Raw genomic sequence first — 19,398 nt, forward strand, 5'->3', positions numbered from 1 at the left:
TGGGTGTGAGGAATGACGACCCCCATGGAGAGGCTCAAAAATAAGATAACGAAGGAGGTTCTGTGGCTCTACATCCTGAGGCTTTTGAAGGAGAGGCCCATGTACGCCTACGAGCTCAAGGAGAGGATAAAGGAGGCCTTCGACTTCGAACCCGCAACCGTCAGCTCTTACGTGGTCCTTTACAAGCTGGAGAAGGAGGGGTACGTTACCGCGGAGTGGCAGGAGAGCGAGACCGGGAAACCGTCCAGGAAGTACTACAGACTCACACCCGAGGGTGAAAAGCTCTTTGAGGAGGGTGTGGCTTTTCTCGAGAACATGCTCTCAAAACTCAAAGGATGACCCAGAGAACGGGAGGAGCCCAAAAGAGAAACCTTTGAGGGCCAACGCCCTCAGCGTCCCATTCCACCGCGCGGTTCCCTGGCCTTCGGGCGAAGACCTTTGTAACCGCACTTCCTGCACTTCTTTGCTCCCCAGGGATTGGTAGCGCCACAGCGCATGCAGACGTACTTTCTAAATATCCTTGCCTCAGCCTCTGGGAATCTCGCCATCGTGATCACCCCATGATCTTAATTCAAATCCAACACAGGTACAGCAGACGATTTTTAAAGCTTTGGTGCGGGGGACGGGATTCGAACCCGCGCAGCCCTGCGGCAGCGGATCTTAAGTCCGCCCCCTTTGGCCAGGCTCGGGCACCCCCGCGCGAGGGAGAGTAAGCGAGGGGGATTAAAAGCTTTCCCCTCAGGTCCTCACTATCCTCATCTCAAACTCCTCAACCGGAACCTTGAAGTCCTCTCTGCTCTCTATCTCCTTCCTGTTGTAGAGGATCTCCCTCGCGAGGATCCAGTAGATGAGCGCAAGGGCTTTTCTTCCCTTGTTGTTGGTCGGGATCGCCAGGTCAACGTAGCTGAGGAAGTTCTCGGTATCGACGAGGGCCACTATCGGGATCCCGATCTCGATGGCCTCCTTCATGGCCTGGTGGTCGGCCCTCGGGTCCGTTACTATGAGGACGTCCGGCTCTATGAAGTTCTTTACCTGCGGGTTGGTCATCGTCCCCGGCAGGAAACGGCCTGGGATGGCCCTGGCACCGGTGACCTCCCCGAACTTCTTGACGGGTTTCTGACCGTAGAGCCTGACGCTGACCGCGAGTATGCTGGTCGGATCAAACTTGGCGAGGAACTTACCGGCCGTCCGGAGCCTCTCGTCGGTTTTCCTGACGTCAAGGACGTAGAGGCCGTCCTGCCTGACGCGGTATATGAACTTCTTCATGTCCTGGGTCTTCTGCTGGGTGCCGATGTGGACACCCGCGGCAAGGTACTGGTCGAGTGGAACAAGGTATTCCTCCATCCTTCACACCTCCTCATCCTTCAAAGGTTATTATCCTACCCCTTTCACCCAGATCTTCGGCTATTCTTATCAGCTCGTTCAGCTTGGCGATGGAATCCGAGCGAAGTACCATCGCCGGACAGCGGAGACCCACTGCAAGGTGGGCCAGTGCCTCGTCGGAGGACTCGTAGCGAGCCTCCGCGAGGATGGGGGTTATCCTCTCCGACTTGGCATCGTTCACGAGGTTGTATAAGTCGGTGAGCGTACCGAGGTTTATGGGTTTTACGGACAGGGCGTTGTAGTAGCGCCTGTCGAGTACATCCTTCTCGCGGAAGAGGTGTTCGCCGTCGACGAACACCCCGTGGGTGCCCGCTATCAACTCGAGGAAGAGCTCCTCGTTGCCAAGGGGCTTTATGTAAGCCACGTTGTTGTCCTCGACTATGGAGAGCACTTCCTCCATTCCCATGGGAACCTTCTGCACGAGGCCGAGGGCGACTTCGAGGCCGAGTTCATCGGTGGCCCTCTCGGTCGCCTCCGAAAAGGCCTCCACGGTTCCACCCCGTGCATACTCCAATACCTTATTGAGGGCATCGACGACGTCGGTTATCTCCATCAAATCCCTGACCATCACGTAGTAGTCGAAGCTCTCCCCCCTCGCCATCTCCAGTATGGGGACGGGCAGCTCGGTCGTGAAGGTGCCGCCTATGTAACCGTAGAGGGGCATCCTCTTGACGCCCGCGGCGGCCTTGGCGGCGGCTATCGAAACCGCCAGCGCGGTGTTGGCACCGATGTGACTGAAGTCCTCGGTTCCGTCTATCTCCCAGAGGTAACTGTCTATGAGCTCCTGCTCGCTGGCGTCGAAGCCCATGAGCTCGGGTCCGATTATCTCGTCCACCTCGCTCACGGCCCTGTGGGCCTCGGCTATGTACAGGGCCGGGTTCTCATCCACGGGGGCGGCGAACCTTCCAAAGCCGGAGCTCGTTACGACGTCCACTTCAACGGAGTACCTGCCCCCCTTGAGCACCGTAACCCTGCCAATTACGTTCTCTATTACCGTCATTTTTCATCAGCTCGGCCTGATTACGGTTAGTGGGATCACTCCCTTCTCAAACTCAAGCAGTGCGGCCTCGAGCGGCGTGATTCCTTCCGGGACGTCGATGAGCAGGGGTGCGCCCATCGCTATCTGGAGCGCCCTCGCCCCTATAATGCGGGCCTTTTCAAACCTCGTGTACCTGAACATTCCAACCACCCGTGCAAATTTTGGTGGGGCCGCCGGGATTTGAACCCGGGTCTCCGGCACCCCAAGCCGGGAGGATAGACCAAGCTACCCCACGGCCCCCCAAGAAATGCGGTTTTTCAGTATACCTTGTAAACCATCACGTCGTCTATGAGCTCAACGTGACTCAGCAGGGTCCGCCTGCAGCAGTACCTCTCGACCCCGAGGTCGTCGAGCACCTTCTCGGGGTCCTCACCCTTCTCTACCCTCGCCTTAAACTCGTAGTACTTGTCCCCTATGACCCTTCCGCACGTGAAGCACCTTACGGGAACTATCACCCGTATCACCTTCTCGAATGAATTAAAGGAAAGCCATCAGCGGTAGGACTTCTGCCTCTTGGCGCGCGGACCCTTGGTCGAGCGGTTGGGCTTGTGCGGCTCGGTGCGCCTGCTGTCCCCGACGAGCATTGTCCTGTCGTACTTCATAAACTTTTCCTTGAGGTTCATGTCGTTGGTCCACTCCACGAGGGCCCTTGCGATGGCCACGCGGGCCGCCTCTGCCTGACCCATGAAGCCCCCACCCTCGACCTTGACGTCTATGTCAACGCCCTTGACTATCTCCTCCCCTGCGAGGACGAGCGGCTCCATAATGGTGAAGCGCGCTATCTCGGGTTCGATGATCTCGACAGGTCTGTGGTTGATCCTGACGCGACCCTTTCCTTCCCTGATGGTGGCCCTCGCGATGGCCGTCTTTCTCTTACCGGCGGTCTGGATGACCTTCATCTTCTCTCACCTCAGAACTTTCCACCCAGGAACTTGGCGACCTCGCCAACGGTAACGTACTTGGGGGTTGCAAGCCTCGACATGTGGGCCTCTATTATGGTCTCAAGTTCTTTGCCCTCGAACTCCCTTGGAAGGCCGGCGTAAACCCTGAGCCTCCTGAAGGCCTTCCTGCCGCGGTCGGTCTTCCATGGGAGCATTCCCCTGATGGTTCTCCTGACTATCTCGTCGCTCCTCTTGGGATAGAACGGGCCCCTTCTCGGGTTGGTTCTGGTTCTCAGCTCGGTCCTCTGCTTGTACTTTGCAAAGACGTCCTCCCTGTTGCCGGTGATGATGGCCTTGTCGGCGTTGACTATGACCACCTCCTCGCCCTCGAGGAGCATCCTGGCGACCTTCGAGGCGAGTCTTCCGAGTATGAGTCCTTCAGCGTTAATTATCCTCATGGCCCATCACTCCATTATGGTTACTCCACTACCCTTCGGGTTTCTCTCGACGAGCTCCTCGATCGTGAGGACCTCCCCACCGGCCTCAAGTATCTTTTTCCTCGCGGTTTCGCTGAACTTCCAGGCGGCGACGGTGACTTTGTGCTCGAGCTTTCCTGCACCGAGGACGCTTCCGGGGACGATAACCGTGTCCCCCTCCTTGGTGTAGCGGTTTATCCTGCTAACGTTGACCTCGGCCCTCTGTCTTCTGGGCTTCTCAAGGCGCCAGGCGACGTCTTTCCATATCCCAACTCCTTCCTCGTTCGATTTCTTTCTGAGGTAGCGAATGAGCCTCCTCAGGTTGATGTCAGTGGGTCCGGTTCTCTTGACCATGAACATACCTCCTTAACGCTCTCTCGCATGCGGGAAACCGACAGGTCCAACGGGGTGAGCGTGAATACTGGTGCGGGGGCGGGGATTTGAACCCCGGAACCCCTACGGGACGGGACCCTGAATCCCGCGCCTTTGGCCAGGCTCGGCAACCCCCGCGTCAGTCGGACGCTAATTTATGGAGTTCGCTTATAAATCTATCGCTCTTCCTCATTAGGACTTTGAGGGCTATGGTCACGATTTCCTCAACGGGGAGCTCTCCGTTTGTCTCAACGGTAAACACGAACGCTCCAGGGATTACCTCTTCAGTTATCTTGTCACCCTCGTATCCCTCAAATTTCCTCGGGAGGTAGAAGGCTTTGGTCGTCGTGATGACGAGCTCCTCATCCGTTTCCTCAACCGGGAGACCGCGTCTCTCCGCGAGCTCCTTAAGCTCCTTCCAATCGGGAACCTCTTTGCTCACGTGAATCTTCGTCAGATACTTGTAGTAGACGAAACCCGGCTGCCACTTGGCGTGATCCTTGCCGCGGCCGAGCTTTGCGTAGGCGTTCAGGGTGAGCCTCTGGCCTTCGGCGAGCTTGACTATCGGTATATCCGGGTTGGCGGGCCTGACACCCTCATCGTCGCTCTTCAGGTCGCCGGAGAAGACCATCCCCGGCCCTTCCGCCTCAAGGGACAGGGTGACGGTGTAGTCGTCGAGCTCGAGGGCATCGAGGGAGAACCTCTCGACTGGGGTGGTGAGAGGAATCATCGCCAGCCTGTGGGCGATTATCTCGTCGAAGAGGGCCGAATCGTTCTCAAAGAACTCGACCTCGTCAACGGCGAACGTTGGGACCTCGGAGAGGATCGTCCTCCTCAGGGCATTGGCAAAGGTCACGTCAACTCCTTCGAGGATGAACTTGATCGAGTCCTCCCCCCTCTCAAGAATCCGGAACTTTGGTTCCATCGGCATCACCAAAAAAGAAGTTGTTGGGGTCAGACGCGCCTGCCCCTTCTTCCGCCCTTCGGCCTTGTGCCGTCGTGCGGAATCGGGGTGACGTCCTCCACCCTTCCTATCCTGAGACCGGCCCTGGCGAGGGCACGTATGGCCGCCTGGGCACCCGGTCCGGGGCTCTTGCTCTTGCTTCCACCGGGGGCGCGAACCTTGATGTGAACGCCGGTGAAACCCTTCTCCATGGCCTCCTCGGCCGCCCTCCTCGCGGCTATCATGGCCGCGTACGGCGAGGGCTCGTCCCTGTCGGCCTTGACCACCATACCACCGCTCCACCTGGAGACGGTCTCGGCCCCGGTGAGGTCGGTGATGTGGATTATGGTGTTGTTGTAACTTGAGTAGATGTGGGCAACTCCCCACTTCTCCTTCTTCTTAAGGTTGACCTGCTGGGTTTCCTCGCTCATGCCTCACCACCCTGTTTGGCCTGTTCAATAACCATCCTCTCGGGGTGGCTCTCCCTGGCGAAGGGAGAGGTCTTGGAGTAGGTGATGGTGTCCTCCTCCGCCTTAAGGACGAGGTAACCCGGCGAGCGGATGATCTGGCCGTTGACCTCGATGTGCCCGTGGACTATGAGTTGCCTGGCCTGCCTGGGGGTCCTGGCAAGGCCCTTCTTGTAGACGATGGTCTGAAGGCGCCTGTCGAGAACGTCCTCAACCGTCAGGGATAGAACGTCATCAAGCACTGCATCGGCCGGGAGGAGTCCAAGCCTGTTGAGCCTCTGGAGGAGCTGAACCCTCTCAACCTCCGCCTGCTTCCCACGGGCGGCGAGGAGGCGCCTGGCCCTACGCCTGAACTCCTTGAGCTGGGTCTCGTGGCGCCAGAGTTCTTTCTTGTTCTTGAGGGCGTACTTCCTCATTATGACTCTCTCGCGGTCAAGCCTCTCCTTAATCCAGGGGTGAGAGGGGGTCTCGTACTTCTTTCTCTGCCTCTTAGGGTCTCCCATCTACACCACCTCACTTCTTTCTCCTGCTCACGCCGATGGTTGAACCGTGCCTGAAGTTGGACCTGGTTCTCTGTCCCCTGAGCGGCAGTCCGAGCTCGTGCCTTATGCCGCGGTAGGCGCGTACTCTCCTGAGCCTGTTGACGTCCTCGCGCCAGGCCATGACGAGCTTGGCGGTTATGAGGTGCATGTCCTTACCTGTCTCGTAGTCCTTCGGCCTGTTGACGGCCCAGGCGGGTATTCCATGGGCAACGGGATCCTCGAGGATCTCCTCTATCTTCTTGATCTGCTCGTTTGTCAGGTAGCCGGTCTTCATGTACGGGTCTATTCCCGCAACCCTTAGGACCATGGTCGCAAAGTTTATGCCTATGCCCCTGATGCCCGTGAGGGCCCATCTCAGCTGCTTATTTCCGTTCAAATCCACTCCGGCTATACGAACGATGTGCCTGAATTCGTCGGTCATTACGAATACACCTCCATCTCAATCCTTCGTAGAGGATTTTGGCGCCGGGACGGGGATTTGAACCCCGGTGTCCATAAGGACACGGGCTCTCAAGGCCCGCGCCATCCCAGGCTAGGCGATCCCGGCATACACGCGGTAGCCGCTCCCCTTCGCCAGCTCTCTCACTTCGGTGAAGTGGTCATCCATTAGAGCCTTAATATACTTTGCCCCCTGCTTCGTCTTGATCACCAGCTGCAGGAGGCCTCCATCGTTGAGATGCCGGGGAGCGTTTATAACTATTTCCCTCAGGACTTCCTTTCCCGCGTGTACCGGGGGATTAGTGATGATTGCGTCGAACCTTTCGCCCCTAACGGGTTCGTAGAGGCTTCCCCATCTCACCTCGGCGTTTCTAACGCCGTTGATTTTTAAATTTTTCCTCGCCATGCTCACTGCCCGCCTGTTCACGTCGGTCATCACGACGTAATCCACGAAGCGTGAGGCAACGATTCCTATGATCCCGTAGCCACAGCCCAAATCGAGGACGCGCCAGCCATCATCAAGGACCATGTTCTCCACGAGCAACTCAGTTCCCCTGTCCAGCTTTCCGAAGGAGAAGACGCCACTCGCCGTTACGAACCTGAAGCACCCTCCCCTGATGCAGACCTCTATCGTTTTCGTCCTCAGCGGAACGTCGGGCTCCTCGGAGTAGTAGTGGCTCATGGAAGGGAGTAAGGAAAGGGGTTTATCAACCTTCCCCCCAGAGAACCGAAGCCTACCACATCTTCGGGTACCAGTCCCTCGGCATGAAGACCTTGTCGACGTCAACCGCTATGCCCCTGCTCCTCTGCATCATCTCCCCGCTCGTCATCGTGGCCTTTCCGAGTGCAACGAGCTCGTCCTTGAGCGTCATGACCGCCACTAAGTCACCCTTTTTGATCCCCTTGTTGAGCTTGACGATGCCCGGAACGGCTAGGTCAGCGCCGTGGGTAACGGCCGAAACGGCGGAATCCCTTATCCAGACCTTGGGGAGATGCTCAACCGCTTTTTCCATCGGCTGAATGGCCCCCCGGAAGTACTCCTCGACGCCGTCCTCCTTCCAGAAGTGGTAGTAGTCCACGAGGTCGTGCAGCGTCACCAGCGTCTCGTCCTCCTTGAAGGGACCGCTTCTGGTACGGCGGAGCTCGGCCATGTGGGCGCCGACGCCGAGGGCGAGGCCGAAGTGATGGATGAGCGACCTGATGTAGGTTCCGGCCTCGACACCGACGCGGAAGAGAACGTCCCTGTCGTCCACCTCGAGTATCTCGATGTAGTAAACCTTCCTCGTCCTCAACCTCCTCTTCACCGCGCTCCTCAGCGGGGGCCTCTGGATTATCTCCCCCTCGAACTCCTTCATGACCGCCCTGATTTTATCCTCGGGAACGTCGTCGTGGAGGTGCATCAGGGCAACGTACTCCTTTCCCGCTGGAAGTAAAGCCTGAACGACCCTCGTCGCCCTCTCGAGGGCAACCGGCAGGACACCGCTCACCTTCGGGTCGAGGGTTCCTCCGTGTCCCGCCTTGCTCAGGTTGAACAGCCTCTTGATCCAAGCAACGACCTCGTGACTCGTCGGCCCCGGCGGCTTGTCGAGGTTGATTATCCCGAACTGCATGTGCATCTCCATTGGCCGTTTCTCCGGCGGAAAGCCCCACTTGGGGTTCGTCTCGGCCTTCTCGTCCTTGATCAGAACCTCACGCTTTATATCCGCTGGGAGGATCCTCCTCACCTCGTCCCTCGCCATGAGCATCACCTGATGGATTCCCAATTTCAGCTGGTTCACATTTCACAGGTCTGAATCCAATAAACCTTCCGACTTTTAACCCTTTGCAGGGACATCGTTTTTCAAGCTACCGACAAACTATGGGGTCCGCCCGGCTCAGCAGGAATCTCCAGAGACTGAAGGTCGAAGGACCCTAATACCTGAACCTGTAGGTGAAGACCGGCCAGTTCGGGAGGTACTTGACGAGTTTGAGGTAGCCCGGCACGAAAACTTCCCTCTTTCCCCTCTCGAGGCCTTTTAGTATCGCGTCTGCAACCCTCTCGGGCTCTATCGATCCCCTCGGGACCTTCCCGTTCCAGAAGCCGGTTTTCACCTGCTTGGGATACACCCTCATCACCCGGATCCCCCTCTGCTCCAGCTCACGCTCGAGGTTTATGGCCAGGTAATGGAGGGCCCCCTTGGAGGCGCAGTAGGAGGGCAACTCGGGGACGTTGATGAAGGCGACACCGCTGATTACGAATACCACGGTCGAACCTCCCGGCAACACGGGTAGCAGGGCCCTCGTGAGTTCGATGGGCGCGAGGGCATTAACCCGGAACAGGTTCTCCAGCTCATCCCCCGAGTGTTCCAGAAGGGGCTTCCTCACCGCGAACCCGGCGTTGTTTATCAAGAGGTCTATCCTCCCCACGCCGAGCCTTCGGAGCCCGCTTAGAATTGCACCCGTGAACTCGTAATCGGTGAAGTCGGCAACCACGTACTCGAAATTCGGCAGGTTCTCCCGTAGTTCTCTCAGCTTCTCCTCGCTCCTCCCCACTCCAACGACGATATAGTTCCTCTCGGTGAGGCGCCTGACGAGGGGCCTGCCTATCCCTCCCGTTGCACCCGTAACCAACGCCGTTCTCATAAACCCACCGGGAAGAATTAGAAGTAAAGGGTTAAAAGCATTGAGAAAGGGAGCCAAAGGCTCCGCGTCACTCGAGGCTGATTCCAGCCTGCTCGAGGGCGGCCTTAACGGCCTCGTCGTCGGCGCCGCGCTCTATCTCAAGCTTCTCCGGAAGGGGCTCGAGGTGCTTGACGTTCATCCTCCTGCGCTTGACCTTGTTGAGGCCGGCGCCGGTAACGAGGACGAAGTTCCTGTCTATGACGTCAACCACGACGACCTTCTGGCCGGCCCTCCTTCCGGCTATTATAACGGCAAGCCTTCCAACTTCCATGGCTGGCATTCATCCCACCTCCTCATCTTTTGTTGCCCGGGTTTAACCCCGACCCCGCGTTGCCGTCGGGGTAAAGGTGGTCGATGGCGGCCTTCACAATGGCGAAGACGCCACCGGGGTTCCAGTGGGCGGTGTTTATGATCAAGTCGTAAATCGACTTGTCGTCGATGTCAATACCGTAGAGGTTTAAATACCTTTTCTTGTTGCCCTTCTCGCGCTCGGCGATGCTCACGAAGGCCTCCTCGACGGAGATGCCTTCCCTTCTCGCGACCCTCCTTGCGCGCTCCATTATGGGCGCATCAAGCCATATCTTCAGGTCGGCATCCTTAACCATCCAGCCGGCGAGGCGACCCTCAATAACGACGTTGCACTCCTTGGCTGCCTCGACCTGCCTCCTGTCCACCTCCCGGTCGATCTCGGGATGGAGCTCCGCGTACTTCTGGAACTCCTGGAGTGACATGCCCATCTCCCTGGCCATCTGCCGGAATATCAAGCCGGCGTAGATGTGCTTGAAACCGTAGTGCCTGGCGAGGTTCCTGCATAGTGTAGTCGTCCCGGAACCCGCGAGGCCGCTGACGGTTATCACGAGGCAGCCCTTCGGCATACCAGCACCTCAGACGAGTGCGGCCCTCACCTGGGCCTTCATAACCTTCCTCATGCAGCTCGGGCAGAGGTTCGGATAGGGCCTCTCCGGCCTCTTGGCGGTCTTCGGGAGCTTTCTCATCTCACTCGGCCTGCCGCGCGGAACGCCGTTGAGCGGCCTGCCACACATGGCGCAGTGGGCAACCTTTGGCTTCCTTCTTTCGAAGTGCACCGTGGTTCTTCCGCCCGGAGTCCTGACGTACTTTCTTCTCCATGACCTTGAGCGGTACATCGGCTTCATGTCTCTCACCTCGCAACCCCTATTCCTGGAGTCTTTTTAAATTTAACCCATGTCGAGGAGCTTCCTGAGGACGTAGCCCGTTATCATCGACGTCAGAATGTACCAGCCCACGTAACCGAGCTCGCTCGGGGGCAGTCCCGAGTGGTAGAATCTGTGGAACCAGTCGAATAGGAAGAAGTTGAAGGGCGCCTTGACTATCCCAACCTCAACGTACCATCTCCTGAGCCACCCGAAGAATATCCAGAATATCGGAAGCGTCAACAACGTGACCTTGAGCATGGTGTCCTTCATGACCTCGCTCTGGAGCTTCATGAGTTCCATCTGCTCCTGCTGCAGTTTTCTAAGCTTCTTCTCATCCTTGGAAGCCTGGGCCTCCTTGTACTTCTTCTGGAACTCCTTGCTCTTCTTCTGGAGCATCTTGACCTTCTCCTGGTCCACCAGGACGTAGTTCAGCAGGGTGAAGAAGGCACCCAGTATTATCCCCGCTATCGTAACCACCCACATGGGATGGTGTGCCCCTATCATGGGTCCGAACAGATCGTCAAGGAAGATGTATATTCCCTCAATCATACTCTCCCACCGCCAGATTCAGTACTTCAACGAGTTCATGAACGGCCTCTTCAAGGCCCTTATCCTCGTGGTTCTCGATTATCTTTATGAGCGCGTTGGAGTGCATGGCGTAGCTAATCGCCGCCGCACGGTTTAGATCCTGGTGACGCTGTATCTGTTCCTCCGTCTCGACATCTCTATCGCGCTTTAGATCGCGGAGGCGCCTCCCGAGTATCTCGCTGGGGGTGGCCTCTATTATCACTATGAAGTTGGGGTTTATAACCTCTATAACCTCCCGGGGAAAGCCAAGGAGATAACCCACGGGGGTTCTGATGGTGGCGTGGGTATCGAGGAGTATGGGTTCAGTCTGGGCCATTTCCACGACCCTTCTCGCGGCCTTCATCTGGAGATTCTTCTGAACGTTGGGGTTAAGCTTTCTCATCTCGTCCCTGTGCTCAACGAGTCCCGCCTTAACAGCCTCCTCGAACATAAGGTCGCCGAAGTTAACGAGCCTGAACTTAACGTTCGTTTTTCGAAGGGCCATCCGCGTTATGGTGCTCTTACCCACCCCTGGAATCCCTGTTATCATGACCACAAACGGCATCACGCTCACCCAAGGAGGTTTCTGGAAGAAGTAATCGAACCGGCTTTAAAAGGTTTTGTAAAGAAAAGAAAGGCTCACTTGCTGAAGAACTTCCTCAGGGCCGGGAACATCTCGGTGGCCTGCTCCCTGGCTATCTCCTCGTAGAACCTGTAGAGGATTCCGACCGTAAGCAGGATTCCTGTTCCCGTGCCGAGGGCGCCGAGGAAGTCCGCCAGCACCGCCACTATCGCCAGGGTGAACGAACCCCAGAAGGTAACGTAGGGGATGTACCTGTTGAGGACCCTCTCCAGTATCCTCGGGTCGCGCCTGAACCCCGGAATCTGAAGGCCCGCGTTCTGGAGCTGTCTGGCGATGCTCCTGGCATCGAGCCCCGTAAGCTCGACCCACAGGAAGCCGAAGAGTATCGCCCAGAATATCGTCATCAGTGCGTAGATCAGGGCCCTCTCAGGATTGGCTATGACGTGGTAGATGTCCCTAACGGGGTACGTGTAGAGGACGAAACCGCTTATGGGGTTACCATTACTGTCGAACTTCCCAAGGAAGGTGTAACCGTAGTTGTAGAGGAGCCTGGCCCAGAGCTGGAAGTTGGCGTAGAGGGCGAAGGTCAGGATGATGGGAATGTTGCTGACGTACATGAACCTTATGGGGTACCTTCCGCGGACGGTAACGCGGCCGTAGCTGAGAGGTATCTCAACGCGCATGCTCTCGAGGTAAACGACTATGAGGAAAACGATTACCGTGGCGGTCAGGTCCATCATGTCCGGTAGCGTTCCCCTGTACAGTGCGCCCGTAAGGTCACCGTGGAAGAGGTGCTGTATGAACGCCGGGATGGCACCTATTATTGCCGGCCCCCCGGTGACGGGATCGATGTAACTGGAAGTCGTTGCAGGGTTGAGGGCCTTCACTACGACGGTCTGGGAAACGCCGGCGGCGATGAATAAACTGATACCGCTCCCTATGCCCCACTTGCTCACGAGCTCATCGAGGAGGATGAGCATCGTGGAGGCGAGCCCAAGCTGGAGTATGATGAGTATCGCCAGGCCGAGCCCTATGTACGCCACACCGGCGGGTGTCGTCACCGTCTGGAACGAGCCCAGGCCCGTATTCACCTTACCAAAGGCGCCGGCAAAGACGTAGATGGCTGCCTCAAAGAAGCTCATGAAAACCGCAAACAGCTTCTGGGTGGCCTGATAAAATCTCCTATCCTCGTGATTTGAGAGATCAAGGTGAACTATCTCGGAACCGACGAGGAGCTGCATGATAATGCTCGCGGTGACTATCGGTCCGATACCGAGTGTAAGAAGGGAACCGCTCCTTCCCGCGAGAACGAACCTGAGAGTGGCGAAGTAATCCTTTATATGCGACGGGATCCCGTAGATGGGAATCTCCGCCAGGATAAAGTACAGCAACAGGACGATCCCGGTCCATATGAACTTCTCCCTAAGCGGCACGTGTCTCTTGGGCCGTTCCACCTCTGGGAAGTACCTCTCTATGGCAAACACTACGTTCCTGAACCCCATGATCAACACCCGCCAAAAGTTAAATATGGGAATCAGGCGAGGAGAACCTCGCCGCCAGCGGCCTTTATCTTCTCCTCGGCCTTGGGGGTGACGTAGTAGGCTTTGATGACAAGGGGCCTGGTGAGCTTCCCGGTTCCGAGGACCTTGTCAACGCCGAGTCCGGTGACGTCAACGATGATCTTCCCGCCTTCCTCGTGGGCTACCCCCATATCGAGGAAGAACTCGAGGTTCTCGTCGATATCGCTGAGGTTTATGGTAGTCGGCCTGTACTGAAGAACCTTGGGCCTGTGGAAGCCACGCTTGCCGAGATGGTCCGGGGCGTACTTGATGACCCAGGTCCACTTGGTGTTCTTCCTCTTCCCCGTTCCTGCCATTCCCCTGCCGCCTTTGCTACCGCCGCCGCGGTGCTTCTTCTTGCAGCCCCATCCGTGAGTGTGACTCCCGCGGAGCTTCCTAACCTTCCTCTTCCGCCTTATCATCTCTCGCCACCTCAGAGCATTCTCTCAATGAGATCGTTTATCTTCTCGCCGCGGTAGCCGAGGGCACCTCCTTCCTTAAAGCTGCGCTTCTTGCTCCCCTTGAGGCCTCCCCTCGGTGGGTGGAGCCTGAAGACGGGCTTGAGGTTCGGGAGGTCGGTGAGCTTCATCTCACCCTCAACGACCTTTTTGGCGAACTCGTCTATGGTCATCCCGAGCTTCTCCCTGACGTAGTCATCTGTAACGGGCCTGTTGCCGATGAGCCTGCCCCTCTTCCTGATGAGGGCGGCGAGGGTCTCGGCGTTTATCTCGCCCCAGGTGATGTAGTCCTTGACCTTCTGAACCATTCCATTGTAACTCGGGTTCTCGTCAACGAGAACGAGGTGGTTGATCCTGTGGAGGCGGAGCATGGCGAGGGTGTCCCTCACTTCTCCCTTCGCCCTTATACCGCTCCTAAGCCTGATGAGTGCGAGCTTTGCCATTCTCTCTCACCTCATTCCAGCTCAAAGTTGGCCTTCATCTCCCTTCCGACGACGATGCCGTACTTCTCCTCCATGCCCGGCTGGATCGCAACCCTGTTGGTGTTGTAGAGCGCGTTGAAGACGGCCTTGGCGAAGTTAACGGTGGTTCTCGTCTCGCCCAGACTCTGCGACCAGACGTCCTGGACTCCCGCCAGGCTCAGTATCTTCTTGCCGACGTCACCGATGACGAGTCCAAGGCCACGCGGTCCCGGCATGAGCTTGACGCGGACGCTTCCCTCCTTGCCCTCGACGGCGAAGGGTATCGAGTGCGGCCTCCTGCACCTGCACTCCCAGCTCCCGCAGCCGCGCTTTATCTCGATGATGTTCATCTTGGCGTAGTTAATGGCCTTCCTGATGGCTATTCCGACCTCCCTTCCGTGGCCGATTCCAAGGCCAACGTAACCGTCCCTGTTACCAACGGCGGCGAGAACCCTGAAGCGGATCCTCCTGCCGCTGTCCGTCATCCTGACGGTCAAAGCGATGTCGAGGACCTCCTGGTTCTCCCTCATGTTGACCTCCGGAAGGAGGACGTCGACTATCTCCGGCTCCTTTATCTGGTATCCCTTGCGGAATATCTCGTGAATGTCAGTTATCTGGCCCGCCTTGACGAGCTGACCGAGCTTGGTCCTCGGCTCCCACTCCTCCAAAACCCTCTGGCTCATCTCCCTCGGGTCGCTCATTCTCTCGCCTCCTCAAACTTCTCGATTATCCTCGCCTTGACCTCATCAAAGTGCTCCGGGAGCTTCTCCGGCTCGAGGCCCTTGACGAGGTAGCCCGAGAACTGCTTCCTGTAGAGCTCCTCGTCCTCCTCCTTAAGGGATTTGGCGTAGTTGGCTATGTGCTCGCCGTTTATCCTGTAGTCCTCGGGGTAGATCTCCTCGTCATGGGGGACGTTGAGTCCCGCATCGACCGCTCCCTTGAGAACGGCGAATATGCTGGAACCCTTCGTGGGCGGGTGAAGGCCTATGTCAAGGATGGCCTCCTCGATACCGGCCTTCCTGGCCTTGTAACCGATGAGGAGACCAAGCAGGTAGGCGGACGGCGTGTTGCCACCGTGTCCCTTCCAGCCGAAGTCCCTCATGAGCTCCCTGGTGTGGGCGGAAACCACCGTCCTGTCACCCTTCGGATCGTACAGGACTATCTGAGCCACGTGGTGGTTGAGGGTCTTCCTCACGACAAGCCTGGGCTTTCCAGACTTGAGGAGGGCGAGCCTCTTGTGATAGTTAGTCTTGCCCTCTCTCCTCCTTCTGAACGGAACCCTATACCTCGGTCCGTGAGCCATCTCTCTCACCTCACTCCTTCAGTATCCCGTGCTCCTGCATGAACAGGTAGAGCTGCCTCTTGTTCTTGAACTGACCACCCTTGGCCCTTATGTAGAGCCTCCGGTAGGTGTGCTCATCGAGCTTGCCCTCTGCCTTGAGCTTCCTGAGTTCTCTCCTCAAAGCACGTATGGTCGCCATCCAGCGCTCCTTCTTGCCCATCCTGGCGGTCTTCTTGCCCTTCCTGCTTCCCGGGCCCCTGTGGCGGCCTTTCTTTCTGGCTTCCTGGTAGGCCCTGGCACGGGCCCTGCTCTGGCCTTTGAGGGGCTTCTTCCTGATGACGCCGTCGTGGATGAGCCTCCTGATGTCCTCCCTGGTGATGGCGGTGGCCACGTCATCGATCCTCTCCGGGTCTATCCAGACCCTGTTCTCACCGCACTTCAACAAATCAGCGGCAATTCTCCTCTGCATCTTAAGCATGGTCTCACCTCGCGTTAAGAACCTTCACACCCAGTTCCCGGGCCCTGGCGAGTATGGCCTCCCTCTTCCTGGCGCCGACGGTTCTCGCTATCCTCGCCGCCTGCCTGCTCGGGTCGATGGTCTCGAGCTCCTTAACGTTGTGAACGAGAACCTCCTCGTACCCGCTCGGGTGGAGTCCCCTAACGAGCCTCGGTGAGCCCCAGCCTATGCTCGGTGACCTGGCCTTGCCCTTCTTCTTGAGCCTCATCTTGCTGTCGATTCCCTTCGGCCTGCGCCACTTGGGATCGTTCCTGAACTTCGGATAGCGCCACCACTCCTGCCTGAGGAAACGGGGCTTCTTCCCCTTGATCCTGGCCCTTACCCTAAGGAGTCTCGCCTTCTCGTTCATTTCTCACACCTCAGAACTTTATCGGCTTGCCAGCCTTCTCCACGATGTAAACCCCATCCTGGAAGACGCGCCTGTCCCACTTGGTTATCCTCGTTGCCTGCTCAATGTTGGCGGCGGTCTGGCCAACGGCCTCCTTGTCGATGCCCTCGACGATTATCTCCTGCCCCATGACCTTGACGTTAACTCCCGGAAGGATCCTGGCCCTCCTCGGGTTCTTCTCACCGAGGAAGTTCTCGATGACGACCTCGTCACCCTGAACCTTGATGGTCATCGGGAAGTGGCTGTAGACGACCTTGAGCTTGTACGTGAAGCCCTCGGTAACGCCCTTGAGCATGTTCGCTATGTGGGCCTTGAATGTTCTGGCTATCGCCACGTCGCGCTTCCTCGGGAACTCCTTGAAGACGACTACCTTACCGTCCTCCGTGAATATTCGGACACCCGGGTACTTGAACTGCCTCTCAAGCTTCCCCTTCGGGCCCTTGACCCTGACGGTGTTTTCCTCGACGGTGACCTCAACGCCCTCGGGGATCTCAACCTCTTCCCTTACCCACGCGTCTATCGGCATCTCTCTCACCTCAGTAGACGTAGGCTATCAGCCTTCCACCGATTCCCTTCTCGATGGCCTCTTTGTGTGTCATGACGCCCTGGGATGTCGAGACGATTAGGATACCGAACTCGAAGGCCGGAAGGAACCTCTTCTCCCAGGCCTCGTACTCCCTGGCCTTGACGGGGAAGCGCGGCTTTATGGCCCCAGCCTTGTTGATCTTTCCTATGAGCTGCACGCGGTAGATGCCCGCCCTTCCGTCGTCTATGAACTCGAACTCGCCGATGTAGCCGTTCTCCTGCATAACCCTGAGAACCTCTCCCATGAGCTTGGAGGCCGGCTTGAGGTAGACCTCCTTCTTTCCGACCCTCTCGCTGTTGGTTATATGCGAAAGCGCGTTTGCCAGTGGGTCAAGCAAAGTCATTTCCTCTCACCTCACTCGTACTTCTTAAAGCCCAGCTTGGGGGCTATCTCTCTAAAGCAGTGCCTGCAGAGCATAAGGCCGTGTACCCTGATCACCGGCCCGTACTGGCCGCAGCGAACGCATCTTCTCGCACCCTTACCAAACTTCCTGGGCTTCCTCTTGTTGTAGTCAGCCTTCGCCATCTCACGATCCCTCCACGGTGACCTTAAACTCCTCCATAGCGAAGACGATACCCTCTTCCTTGGTCAGCTTGTGCCTGTTCGGTATCTTCTTCCTTCCCCTCTTCCTCTTCGCAACGCGGAAGCCTGGCCTCCCGAGGGTAACGCAGACGTCCATACCGAAGATACCTATCTCTGGGTCGTACTCGACGCCCGGTATGTTGATGTGCTCGTCTATTCCGAAGCAGAAGTTACCGTGCTCGTCGAAGTTGCTCGCCTTGAGCTTGTTGTCGACCGCCGCTAAGAGTCTCCTGAGCATCTCCTCCGCCTTCTTGCCACGGAGGGTTACCTTGACCGCTATCGGCTCGCCGCGCCTGATTCCAAAGTCCTTGTTGGTCTGCTTCGCGCGCCTCCTTATCGGTTTCTGGCCGACGAGGGCCTCGAGCATCTTCTCCGCCTTGGTCAGGCGCTCGCCGCTCTCCCCAACCCCGATGTTTATGGTAACCTTCTCAATCCGGGGTCTCCGCATTGGATGAGCTTCCCAGTCCCTAAGTATGGCCTCTCTGTCGATCATACCATCTCACCTCACGGAAGGGAAATCTCGGGCTTCTCTTTGCCAACGACGAAGGCGTACTCCTTCAGCGTGTCGAAGAGCTCGCCGTTCTCGTCCTCTATGGTAACGACGTCGGGCCAGCCCATCGGGAACCTCCTGACCTCGACGATCTTACCTTTCCTGGCAACGTTCTTACCCCTGGTAACGAAGACGTAGGCACCCACGTCGAACGGAAGGATCTCGATGACCTCCCTGTCGGGGACCTTCATGAGCACGGTGTAGGCCGTCCTATAATTGTCCTTATCGTCCACCGTGACGAGGTGGTTGCTCCCGTCGTGGAGGTTGAGCTGGACCTTCGCGCCCTTGACCATGCGCTTGTTGCTTATCCTGAGGGGCTTGATGTTGGCCTCCTTCTCGCTTATCGGGTGGAGTACCAGCTTGCCGATCCTGTTGGGCAGAACCCTGTAGTGCTCTCCCGTCTCCGGGATCGAGACGACGTCCATGATTCCAACCGGGAACTTGTAGTCTCTCCTGACCCTGCCGTCCACGAGTATCCTGCCCTCGTTGAGTATCTTCCTCGCCTCGCGGGCGGTCTTGGCGTAGCCGAGGTAATCCCTGACTATGTAGAGGAGAGGTATCGAGGTCTTCATGCTGTGCGGACCCGGTCTCGGCCTGACCGCCCACTTGTACCTCTTCCTTGAGATGTACCACTGATCGGGAGCGGCAAGCCTCTTAAGGTGCCTCTTGGCTCCTTTCCTCGCCATCAGCCAGCCCTCCTATTAATTATCTTCTCCCTCTTCTCGTCATCGAGGTTGAGTTCCGTTATCATGACGTTCGACGGGTGGAGGGGGTAGAAAACCTCCGTTCCATCGACCTTCTTCTGGGTTACCCCTTCGACGTGTATCCTGTAGTTCTTGAGGTCAACCTCCATGACCTTGCCTTCCTTGCCCTTGAAATCGCCGCGCATAACGCGGACCTTGTCGCCCTCCCTTATAGGAAGGCTCCTAACGCCGTACTTGTCCCTGAGCTCAGGGCTCAGGGTGGCGGCCATTATCTTACCCCTAAGGTGAAGGGGAGCGTTGTAGAGGAACTTCCTCTGCTTCTTCGGCTGTCTCGTCTTCAACTCCATCGTTCTCACCTCACAACACTATGCTCGCTATGCTCCCGAGCCTGACCCAGCGCTCTGCAGCTTCCCTGGCTATGGCACCCCTGATCTCGGTTCCCCTCGGGACGCCCTCCGGGGTGACTATCGCGGCGGCGTTGTCCTCGAACTTAACGCGCATGCCGTCCAGTCTCCTGTACTCCTTCCTCTGCCTGACGACGACGGCCCTGACGACCTGGTGCCTGATGTCCGGCCTTCCCTTCTTGACGGTCGCTATGACCATGTCACCGACGCCAGCGGAGGCGAGCCTCCTCCTCGTGCCCTTGTAGCCCACGACGCCTATGATCTGGATTACCTTGGCGCCGCTGTTGTCCGCGACCTTGAGGTAAGCCCCTATCGGAAGAGCGCGAGTCGGCCTGACCGGGCTGATACCTCTCGTAGCACCTGCACCCTTCTTCGCCATC

35 protein-coding genes and 4 tRNA genes are annotated in these 19,398 nt (G+C 57.6%); 1 reads left to right on the forward strand and 38 read right to left on the reverse strand.

Going from position 1 to position 19,398, the window contains the following annotated elements; all coding sequences use genetic code 11:
- Positions 1-12: 12 nt before the first annotated feature.
- Positions 13-339 carry a PadR family transcriptional regulator gene (locus A3L02_RS00660; protein ID WP_088862155.1) on the forward strand — a complete coding sequence of 109 codons (327 nt, stop codon included), beginning with the start codon at positions 13-15 and terminating at the stop codon, positions 337-339.
- Between the two features lie 50 nt (positions 340-389).
- Here A3L02_RS00660 and A3L02_RS00665 read toward each other — a convergent pair whose 3' ends face one another.
- The 38 genes from A3L02_RS00665 to A3L02_RS00850 form a co-directional block, all read right to left on the reverse strand.
- Positions 390-548, reverse strand: coding sequence for a 50S ribosomal protein L40e (locus tag A3L02_RS00665; RefSeq protein ID WP_088862156.1), 159 nt, complete (start codon positions 546-548; stop codon positions 390-392).
- 63 nt (positions 549-611) lie between these two features.
- Positions 612-699: transfer RNA gene (locus A3L02_RS00670), tRNA-Leu, on the reverse strand.
- A 39-nt stretch (positions 700-738) separates the two neighbouring features.
- Positions 739-1,344, reverse strand: coding sequence for a 30S ribosomal protein S2 (rpsB, locus tag A3L02_RS00675; protein WP_088862157.1), 606 nt, complete (start codon positions 1,342-1,344; stop codon positions 739-741).
- Between the two features lie 13 nt (positions 1,345-1,357).
- The gene (locus tag A3L02_RS00680) at positions 1,358-2,383 is read right to left on the reverse strand and encodes a hypothetical protein (RefSeq protein ID WP_088862158.1); all 1,026 of its coding nucleotides are present in this window, start codon (positions 2,381-2,383) and stop codon (positions 1,358-1,360) included.
- Positions 2,384-2,389: 6 nt separating this feature from the next.
- Positions 2,390-2,563 carry a DNA-directed RNA polymerase subunit K gene (locus tag A3L02_RS00685; protein ID WP_088862159.1) on the reverse strand — a complete coding sequence of 58 codons (174 nt, stop codon included), beginning with the start codon at positions 2,561-2,563 and terminating at the stop codon, positions 2,390-2,392.
- Between the two features lie 21 nt (positions 2,564-2,584).
- Positions 2,585-2,662: transfer RNA gene (locus A3L02_RS00690), tRNA-Pro, on the reverse strand.
- 17 nt (positions 2,663-2,679) lie between these two features.
- Positions 2,680-2,877 (reverse strand): DNA-directed RNA polymerase subunit N, encoded by a 198-nt coding sequence (locus tag A3L02_RS00695; RefSeq protein ID WP_088862160.1) that lies wholly within the window; start codon positions 2,875-2,877, stop codon positions 2,680-2,682.
- 36 nt (positions 2,878-2,913) lie between these two features.
- Positions 2,914-3,321, reverse strand: a complete 408-nt coding sequence (locus tag A3L02_RS00700) for a 30S ribosomal protein S9 (RefSeq protein WP_088862161.1) — start codon at positions 3,319-3,321, stop codon at positions 2,914-2,916.
- Positions 3,322-3,332: 11 nt separating this feature from the next.
- On the reverse strand, positions 3,333-3,761 hold the full coding sequence (rplM, locus tag A3L02_RS00705; protein WP_088862162.1) for a 50S ribosomal protein L13: 429 nt from the start codon (positions 3,759-3,761) through the stop codon (positions 3,333-3,335).
- 6 nt (positions 3,762-3,767) lie between these two features.
- Positions 3,768-4,133 carry a 50S ribosomal protein L18e gene (locus tag A3L02_RS00710; protein ID WP_088862163.1) on the reverse strand — a complete coding sequence of 122 codons (366 nt, stop codon included), beginning with the start codon at positions 4,131-4,133 and terminating at the stop codon, positions 3,768-3,770.
- 68 nt (positions 4,134-4,201) lie between these two features.
- Positions 4,202-4,289: transfer RNA gene (locus tag A3L02_RS00715), tRNA-Leu, on the reverse strand.
- Position 4,290: 1 nt separating this feature from the next.
- Entirely contained in the window at positions 4,291-5,076 is a 786-nt protein-coding gene (locus tag A3L02_RS00720) for a DNA-directed RNA polymerase subunit D (protein ID WP_088862164.1), read from the reverse strand.
- 29 nt (positions 5,077-5,105) lie between these two features.
- Positions 5,106-5,525, reverse strand: a complete 420-nt coding sequence (locus A3L02_RS00725) for a 30S ribosomal protein S11 (RefSeq protein WP_088862165.1) — start codon at positions 5,523-5,525, stop codon at positions 5,106-5,108.
- Complete coding sequence (locus A3L02_RS00730; protein WP_088862166.1) at positions 5,522-6,064, reverse strand: 30S ribosomal protein S4; 543 nt, start codon at positions 6,062-6,064, stop codon at positions 5,522-5,524. Before A3L02_RS00730 ends, A3L02_RS00725 begins: the two co-directional genes overlap by 4 nt.
- Positions 6,065-6,074: 10 nt before the next feature.
- The gene (locus A3L02_RS00735) at positions 6,075-6,524 is read right to left on the reverse strand and encodes a 30S ribosomal protein S13 (protein WP_088862167.1); all 450 of its coding nucleotides are present in this window, start codon (positions 6,522-6,524) and stop codon (positions 6,075-6,077) included.
- 39 nt (positions 6,525-6,563) lie between these two features.
- A tRNA-Ser gene (locus A3L02_RS00740) sits at positions 6,564-6,650 on the reverse strand.
- On the reverse strand, positions 6,636-7,223 hold the full coding sequence (locus A3L02_RS00745) for a class I SAM-dependent methyltransferase (RefSeq protein ID WP_088862168.1): 588 nt from the start codon (positions 7,221-7,223) through the stop codon (positions 6,636-6,638). Before A3L02_RS00745 ends, A3L02_RS00740 begins: the two co-directional genes overlap by 15 nt.
- A gap of 52 nt (positions 7,224-7,275) precedes the next feature.
- Positions 7,276-8,280, reverse strand: a complete 1,005-nt coding sequence (locus A3L02_RS00750) for an RNA-guided pseudouridylation complex pseudouridine synthase subunit Cbf5 (protein WP_088862169.1) — start codon at positions 8,278-8,280, stop codon at positions 7,276-7,278.
- 172 nt (positions 8,281-8,452) lie between these two features.
- Positions 8,453-9,163, reverse strand: a complete 711-nt coding sequence (locus tag A3L02_RS00755) for an SDR family NAD(P)-dependent oxidoreductase (RefSeq protein WP_088862170.1) — start codon at positions 9,161-9,163, stop codon at positions 8,453-8,455.
- Positions 9,164-9,230: 67 nt separating this feature from the next.
- Positions 9,231-9,482 carry a 50S ribosomal protein L14e gene (locus tag A3L02_RS00760; RefSeq protein ID WP_054833802.1) on the reverse strand — a complete coding sequence of 84 codons (252 nt, stop codon included), beginning with the start codon at positions 9,480-9,482 and terminating at the stop codon, positions 9,231-9,233.
- A 13-nt stretch (positions 9,483-9,495) separates the two neighbouring features.
- Entirely contained in the window at positions 9,496-10,077 is a 582-nt protein-coding gene (cmk, locus tag A3L02_RS00765; RefSeq protein ID WP_088862171.1) for a (d)CMP kinase, read from the reverse strand.
- A 9-nt stretch (positions 10,078-10,086) separates the two neighbouring features.
- The gene (locus A3L02_RS00770) at positions 10,087-10,356 is read right to left on the reverse strand and encodes a 50S ribosomal protein L34e (RefSeq protein ID WP_054833800.1); all 270 of its coding nucleotides are present in this window, start codon (positions 10,354-10,356) and stop codon (positions 10,087-10,089) included.
- A gap of 42 nt (positions 10,357-10,398) precedes the next feature.
- Complete coding sequence (locus A3L02_RS00775) at positions 10,399-10,926, reverse strand: EMC3/TMCO1 family protein (RefSeq protein WP_088862172.1); 528 nt, start codon at positions 10,924-10,926, stop codon at positions 10,399-10,401.
- Positions 10,919-11,509, reverse strand: coding sequence for an adenylate kinase (locus tag A3L02_RS00780; RefSeq protein WP_088862173.1), 591 nt, complete (start codon positions 11,507-11,509; stop codon positions 10,919-10,921). Before A3L02_RS00780 ends, A3L02_RS00775 begins: the two co-directional genes overlap by 8 nt.
- 74 nt (positions 11,510-11,583) lie before the next feature.
- Positions 11,584-13,029 (reverse strand): preprotein translocase subunit SecY, encoded by a 1,446-nt coding sequence (gene secY, locus A3L02_RS00785; protein ID WP_088862174.1) that lies wholly within the window; start codon positions 13,027-13,029, stop codon positions 11,584-11,586.
- A gap of 32 nt (positions 13,030-13,061) precedes the next feature.
- Entirely contained in the window at positions 13,062-13,508 is a 447-nt protein-coding gene (locus tag A3L02_RS00790; RefSeq protein ID WP_088862175.1) for an uL15m family ribosomal protein, read from the reverse strand.
- Between the two features lie 11 nt (positions 13,509-13,519).
- Positions 13,520-13,987, reverse strand: coding sequence for a 50S ribosomal protein L30 (locus tag A3L02_RS00795; protein ID WP_088862176.1), 468 nt, complete (start codon positions 13,985-13,987; stop codon positions 13,520-13,522).
- Positions 13,988-13,998: 11 nt separating this feature from the next.
- Positions 13,999-14,706, reverse strand: coding sequence for a 30S ribosomal protein S5 (gene rpsE, locus A3L02_RS00800; protein WP_088862177.1), 708 nt, complete (start codon positions 14,704-14,706; stop codon positions 13,999-14,001).
- Complete coding sequence (locus A3L02_RS00805) at positions 14,703-15,308, reverse strand: 50S ribosomal protein L18 (protein ID WP_088862178.1); 606 nt, start codon at positions 15,306-15,308, stop codon at positions 14,703-14,705. Before A3L02_RS00805 ends, rpsE begins: the two co-directional genes overlap by 4 nt.
- 10 nt (positions 15,309-15,318) lie before the next feature.
- Entirely contained in the window at positions 15,319-15,765 is a 447-nt protein-coding gene (locus A3L02_RS00810; RefSeq protein WP_088862179.1) for a 50S ribosomal protein L19e, read from the reverse strand.
- Positions 15,766-15,769: 4 nt separating this feature from the next.
- Positions 15,770-16,153 (reverse strand): 50S ribosomal protein L32e, encoded by a 384-nt coding sequence (locus tag A3L02_RS00815; protein WP_088862180.1) that lies wholly within the window; start codon positions 16,151-16,153, stop codon positions 15,770-15,772.
- Between the two features lie 10 nt (positions 16,154-16,163).
- The gene (locus tag A3L02_RS00820; protein WP_088862181.1) at positions 16,164-16,718 is read right to left on the reverse strand and encodes a 50S ribosomal protein L6; all 555 of its coding nucleotides are present in this window, start codon (positions 16,716-16,718) and stop codon (positions 16,164-16,166) included.
- 10 nt (positions 16,719-16,728) lie between these two features.
- The gene (locus tag A3L02_RS00825; protein ID WP_088179855.1) at positions 16,729-17,121 is read right to left on the reverse strand and encodes a 30S ribosomal protein S8; all 393 of its coding nucleotides are present in this window, start codon (positions 17,119-17,121) and stop codon (positions 16,729-16,731) included.
- Positions 17,122-17,132: 11 nt separating this feature from the next.
- Positions 17,133-17,303 (reverse strand): 30S ribosomal protein S14, encoded by a 171-nt coding sequence (locus tag A3L02_RS00830; protein ID WP_088862182.1) that lies wholly within the window; start codon positions 17,301-17,303, stop codon positions 17,133-17,135.
- A 1-nt stretch (position 17,304) separates the two neighbouring features.
- Entirely contained in the window at positions 17,305-17,853 is a 549-nt protein-coding gene (locus A3L02_RS00835; protein ID WP_088862183.1) for a 50S ribosomal protein L5, read from the reverse strand.
- 11 nt (positions 17,854-17,864) lie between these two features.
- Positions 17,865-18,596 carry a 30S ribosomal protein S4e gene (locus A3L02_RS00840; RefSeq protein WP_088862184.1) on the reverse strand — a complete coding sequence of 244 codons (732 nt, stop codon included), beginning with the start codon at positions 18,594-18,596 and terminating at the stop codon, positions 17,865-17,867.
- Positions 18,596-18,961, reverse strand: a complete 366-nt coding sequence (gene rplX, locus A3L02_RS00845; RefSeq protein ID WP_088862185.1) for a 50S ribosomal protein L24 — start codon at positions 18,959-18,961, stop codon at positions 18,596-18,598. Before rplX ends, A3L02_RS00840 begins: the two co-directional genes overlap by 1 nt.
- Before the next feature lie 10 nt (positions 18,962-18,971).
- A complete protein-coding gene (locus A3L02_RS00850; protein ID WP_088855830.1) occupies positions 18,972-19,397 on the reverse strand; it encodes a 50S ribosomal protein L14 in 426 nt (141 codons plus the stop codon).
- Position 19,398: the final 1 nt, after the last annotated feature.

Source organism: Thermococcus celer Vu 13 = JCM 8558, assembly GCF_002214365.1.
Taxonomy (GTDB): Archaea; Methanobacteriota_B; Thermococci; order Thermococcales; family Thermococcaceae; genus Thermococcus; species Thermococcus celer.

Excerpts from the sequence above, each read along its gene's own strand:
- cmk (WP_088862171.1), bottom strand. The coding sequence starts at position 10,077 with ATGCCGAAGGGCTGCCTCGTGATAACCGTCAGCGGCCTCGCGGGTTCC.
- A3L02_RS00755 (WP_088862170.1), bottom strand. The coding sequence starts at position 9,163 with ATGAGAACGGCGTTGGTTACGGGTGCAACGGGAGGGATAGGCAGGCCC.
- A3L02_RS00745 (WP_088862168.1), bottom strand. The coding sequence starts at position 7,223 with ATGAGCCACTACTACTCCGAGGAGCCCGACGTTCCGCTGAGGACGAAA.
- A3L02_RS00840 (WP_088862184.1), bottom strand. The coding sequence starts at position 18,596 with ATGGCGAGGAAAGGAGCCAAGAGGCACCTTAAGAGGCTTGCCGCTCCC.
- A3L02_RS00790 (WP_088862175.1), bottom strand. The coding sequence starts at position 13,508 with ATGATAAGGCGGAAGAGGAAGGTTAGGAAGCTCCGCGGGAGTCACACT.
- A3L02_RS00830 (WP_088862182.1), bottom strand. The coding sequence starts at position 17,303 with ATGGCGAAGGCTGACTACAACAAGAGGAAGCCCAGGAAGTTTGGTAAG.
- A3L02_RS00775 (WP_088862172.1), bottom strand. The coding sequence starts at position 10,926 with ATGATTGAGGGAATATACATCTTCCTTGACGATCTGTTCGGACCCATG.
- A3L02_RS00770 (WP_054833800.1), bottom strand. The coding sequence starts at position 10,356 with ATGAAGCCGATGTACCGCTCAAGGTCATGGAGAAGAAAGTACGTCAGG.
- A3L02_RS00680 (WP_088862158.1), bottom strand. The coding sequence starts at position 2,383 with ATGACGGTAATAGAGAACGTAATTGGCAGGGTTACGGTGCTCAAGGGG.
- rplX (WP_088862185.1), bottom strand. The coding sequence starts at position 18,961 with ATGGAGTTGAAGACGAGACAGCCGAAGAAGCAGAGGAAGTTCCTCTAC.
- A3L02_RS00660 (WP_088862155.1), top strand. The coding sequence starts at position 13 with ATGACGACCCCCATGGAGAGGCTCAAAAATAAGATAACGAAGGAGGTT.
- A3L02_RS00735 (WP_088862167.1), bottom strand. The coding sequence starts at position 6,524 with ATGACCGACGAATTCAGGCACATCGTTCGTATAGCCGGAGTGGATTTG.
- A3L02_RS00780 (WP_088862173.1), bottom strand. The coding sequence starts at position 11,509 with ATGCCGTTTGTGGTCATGATAACAGGGATTCCAGGGGTGGGTAAGAGC.
- A3L02_RS00820 (WP_088862181.1), bottom strand. The coding sequence starts at position 16,718 with ATGCCGATAGACGCGTGGGTAAGGGAAGAGGTTGAGATCCCCGAGGGC.
- rpsE (WP_088862177.1), bottom strand. The coding sequence starts at position 14,706 with ATGAGCGACCCGAGGGAGATGAGCCAGAGGGTTTTGGAGGAGTGGGAG.
- A3L02_RS00850 (WP_088855830.1), bottom strand. The coding sequence starts at position 19,397 with ATGGCGAAGAAGGGTGCAGGTGCTACGAGAGGTATCAGCCCGGTCAGG.
- A3L02_RS00825 (WP_088179855.1), bottom strand. The coding sequence starts at position 17,121 with ATGACTTTGCTTGACCCACTGGCAAACGCGCTTTCGCATATAACCAAC.
- A3L02_RS00710 (WP_088862163.1), bottom strand. The coding sequence starts at position 4,133 with ATGGTCAAGAGAACCGGACCCACTGACATCAACCTGAGGAGGCTCATT.
- A3L02_RS00815 (WP_088862180.1), bottom strand. The coding sequence starts at position 16,153 with ATGAACGAGAAGGCGAGACTCCTTAGGGTAAGGGCCAGGATCAAGGGG.
- A3L02_RS00685 (WP_088862159.1), bottom strand. The coding sequence starts at position 2,563 with ATGTTCAGGTACACGAGGTTTGAAAAGGCCCGCATTATAGGGGCGAGG.
- A3L02_RS00730 (WP_088862166.1), bottom strand. The coding sequence starts at position 6,064 with ATGGGAGACCCTAAGAGGCAGAGAAAGAAGTACGAGACCCCCTCTCAC.
- A3L02_RS00810 (WP_088862179.1), bottom strand. The coding sequence starts at position 15,765 with ATGCTTAAGATGCAGAGGAGAATTGCCGCTGATTTGTTGAAGTGCGGT.
- A3L02_RS00835 (WP_088862183.1), bottom strand. The coding sequence starts at position 17,853 with ATGATCGACAGAGAGGCCATACTTAGGGACTGGGAAGCTCATCCAATG.
- A3L02_RS00665 (WP_088862156.1), bottom strand. The coding sequence starts at position 548 with ATGGCGAGATTCCCAGAGGCTGAGGCAAGGATATTTAGAAAGTACGTC.
- A3L02_RS00795 (WP_088862176.1), bottom strand. The coding sequence starts at position 13,987 with ATGGCAAAGCTCGCACTCATCAGGCTTAGGAGCGGTATAAGGGCGAAG.
- secY (WP_088862174.1), bottom strand. The coding sequence starts at position 13,029 with ATGGGGTTCAGGAACGTAGTGTTTGCCATAGAGAGGTACTTCCCAGAG.
- A3L02_RS00725 (WP_088862165.1), bottom strand. The coding sequence starts at position 5,525 with ATGAGCGAGGAAACCCAGCAGGTCAACCTTAAGAAGAAGGAGAAGTGG.
- A3L02_RS00760 (WP_054833802.1), bottom strand. The coding sequence starts at position 9,482 with ATGCCAGCCATGGAAGTTGGAAGGCTTGCCGTTATAATAGCCGGAAGG.
- A3L02_RS00720 (WP_088862164.1), bottom strand. The coding sequence starts at position 5,076 with ATGGAACCAAAGTTCCGGATTCTTGAGAGGGGGGAGGACTCGATCAAG.
- A3L02_RS00805 (WP_088862178.1), bottom strand. The coding sequence starts at position 15,308 with ATGGCTCACGGACCGAGGTATAGGGTTCCGTTCAGAAGGAGGAGAGAG.
- A3L02_RS00750 (WP_088862169.1), bottom strand. The coding sequence starts at position 8,280 with ATGGCGAGGGACGAGGTGAGGAGGATCCTCCCAGCGGATATAAAGCGT.
- rpsB (WP_088862157.1), bottom strand. The coding sequence starts at position 1,344 with ATGGAGGAATACCTTGTTCCACTCGACCAGTACCTTGCCGCGGGTGTC.
- A3L02_RS00700 (WP_088862161.1), bottom strand. The coding sequence starts at position 3,321 with ATGAAGGTCATCCAGACCGCCGGTAAGAGAAAGACGGCCATCGCGAGG.
- rplM (WP_088862162.1), bottom strand. The coding sequence starts at position 3,761 with ATGAGGATAATTAACGCTGAAGGACTCATACTCGGAAGACTCGCCTCG.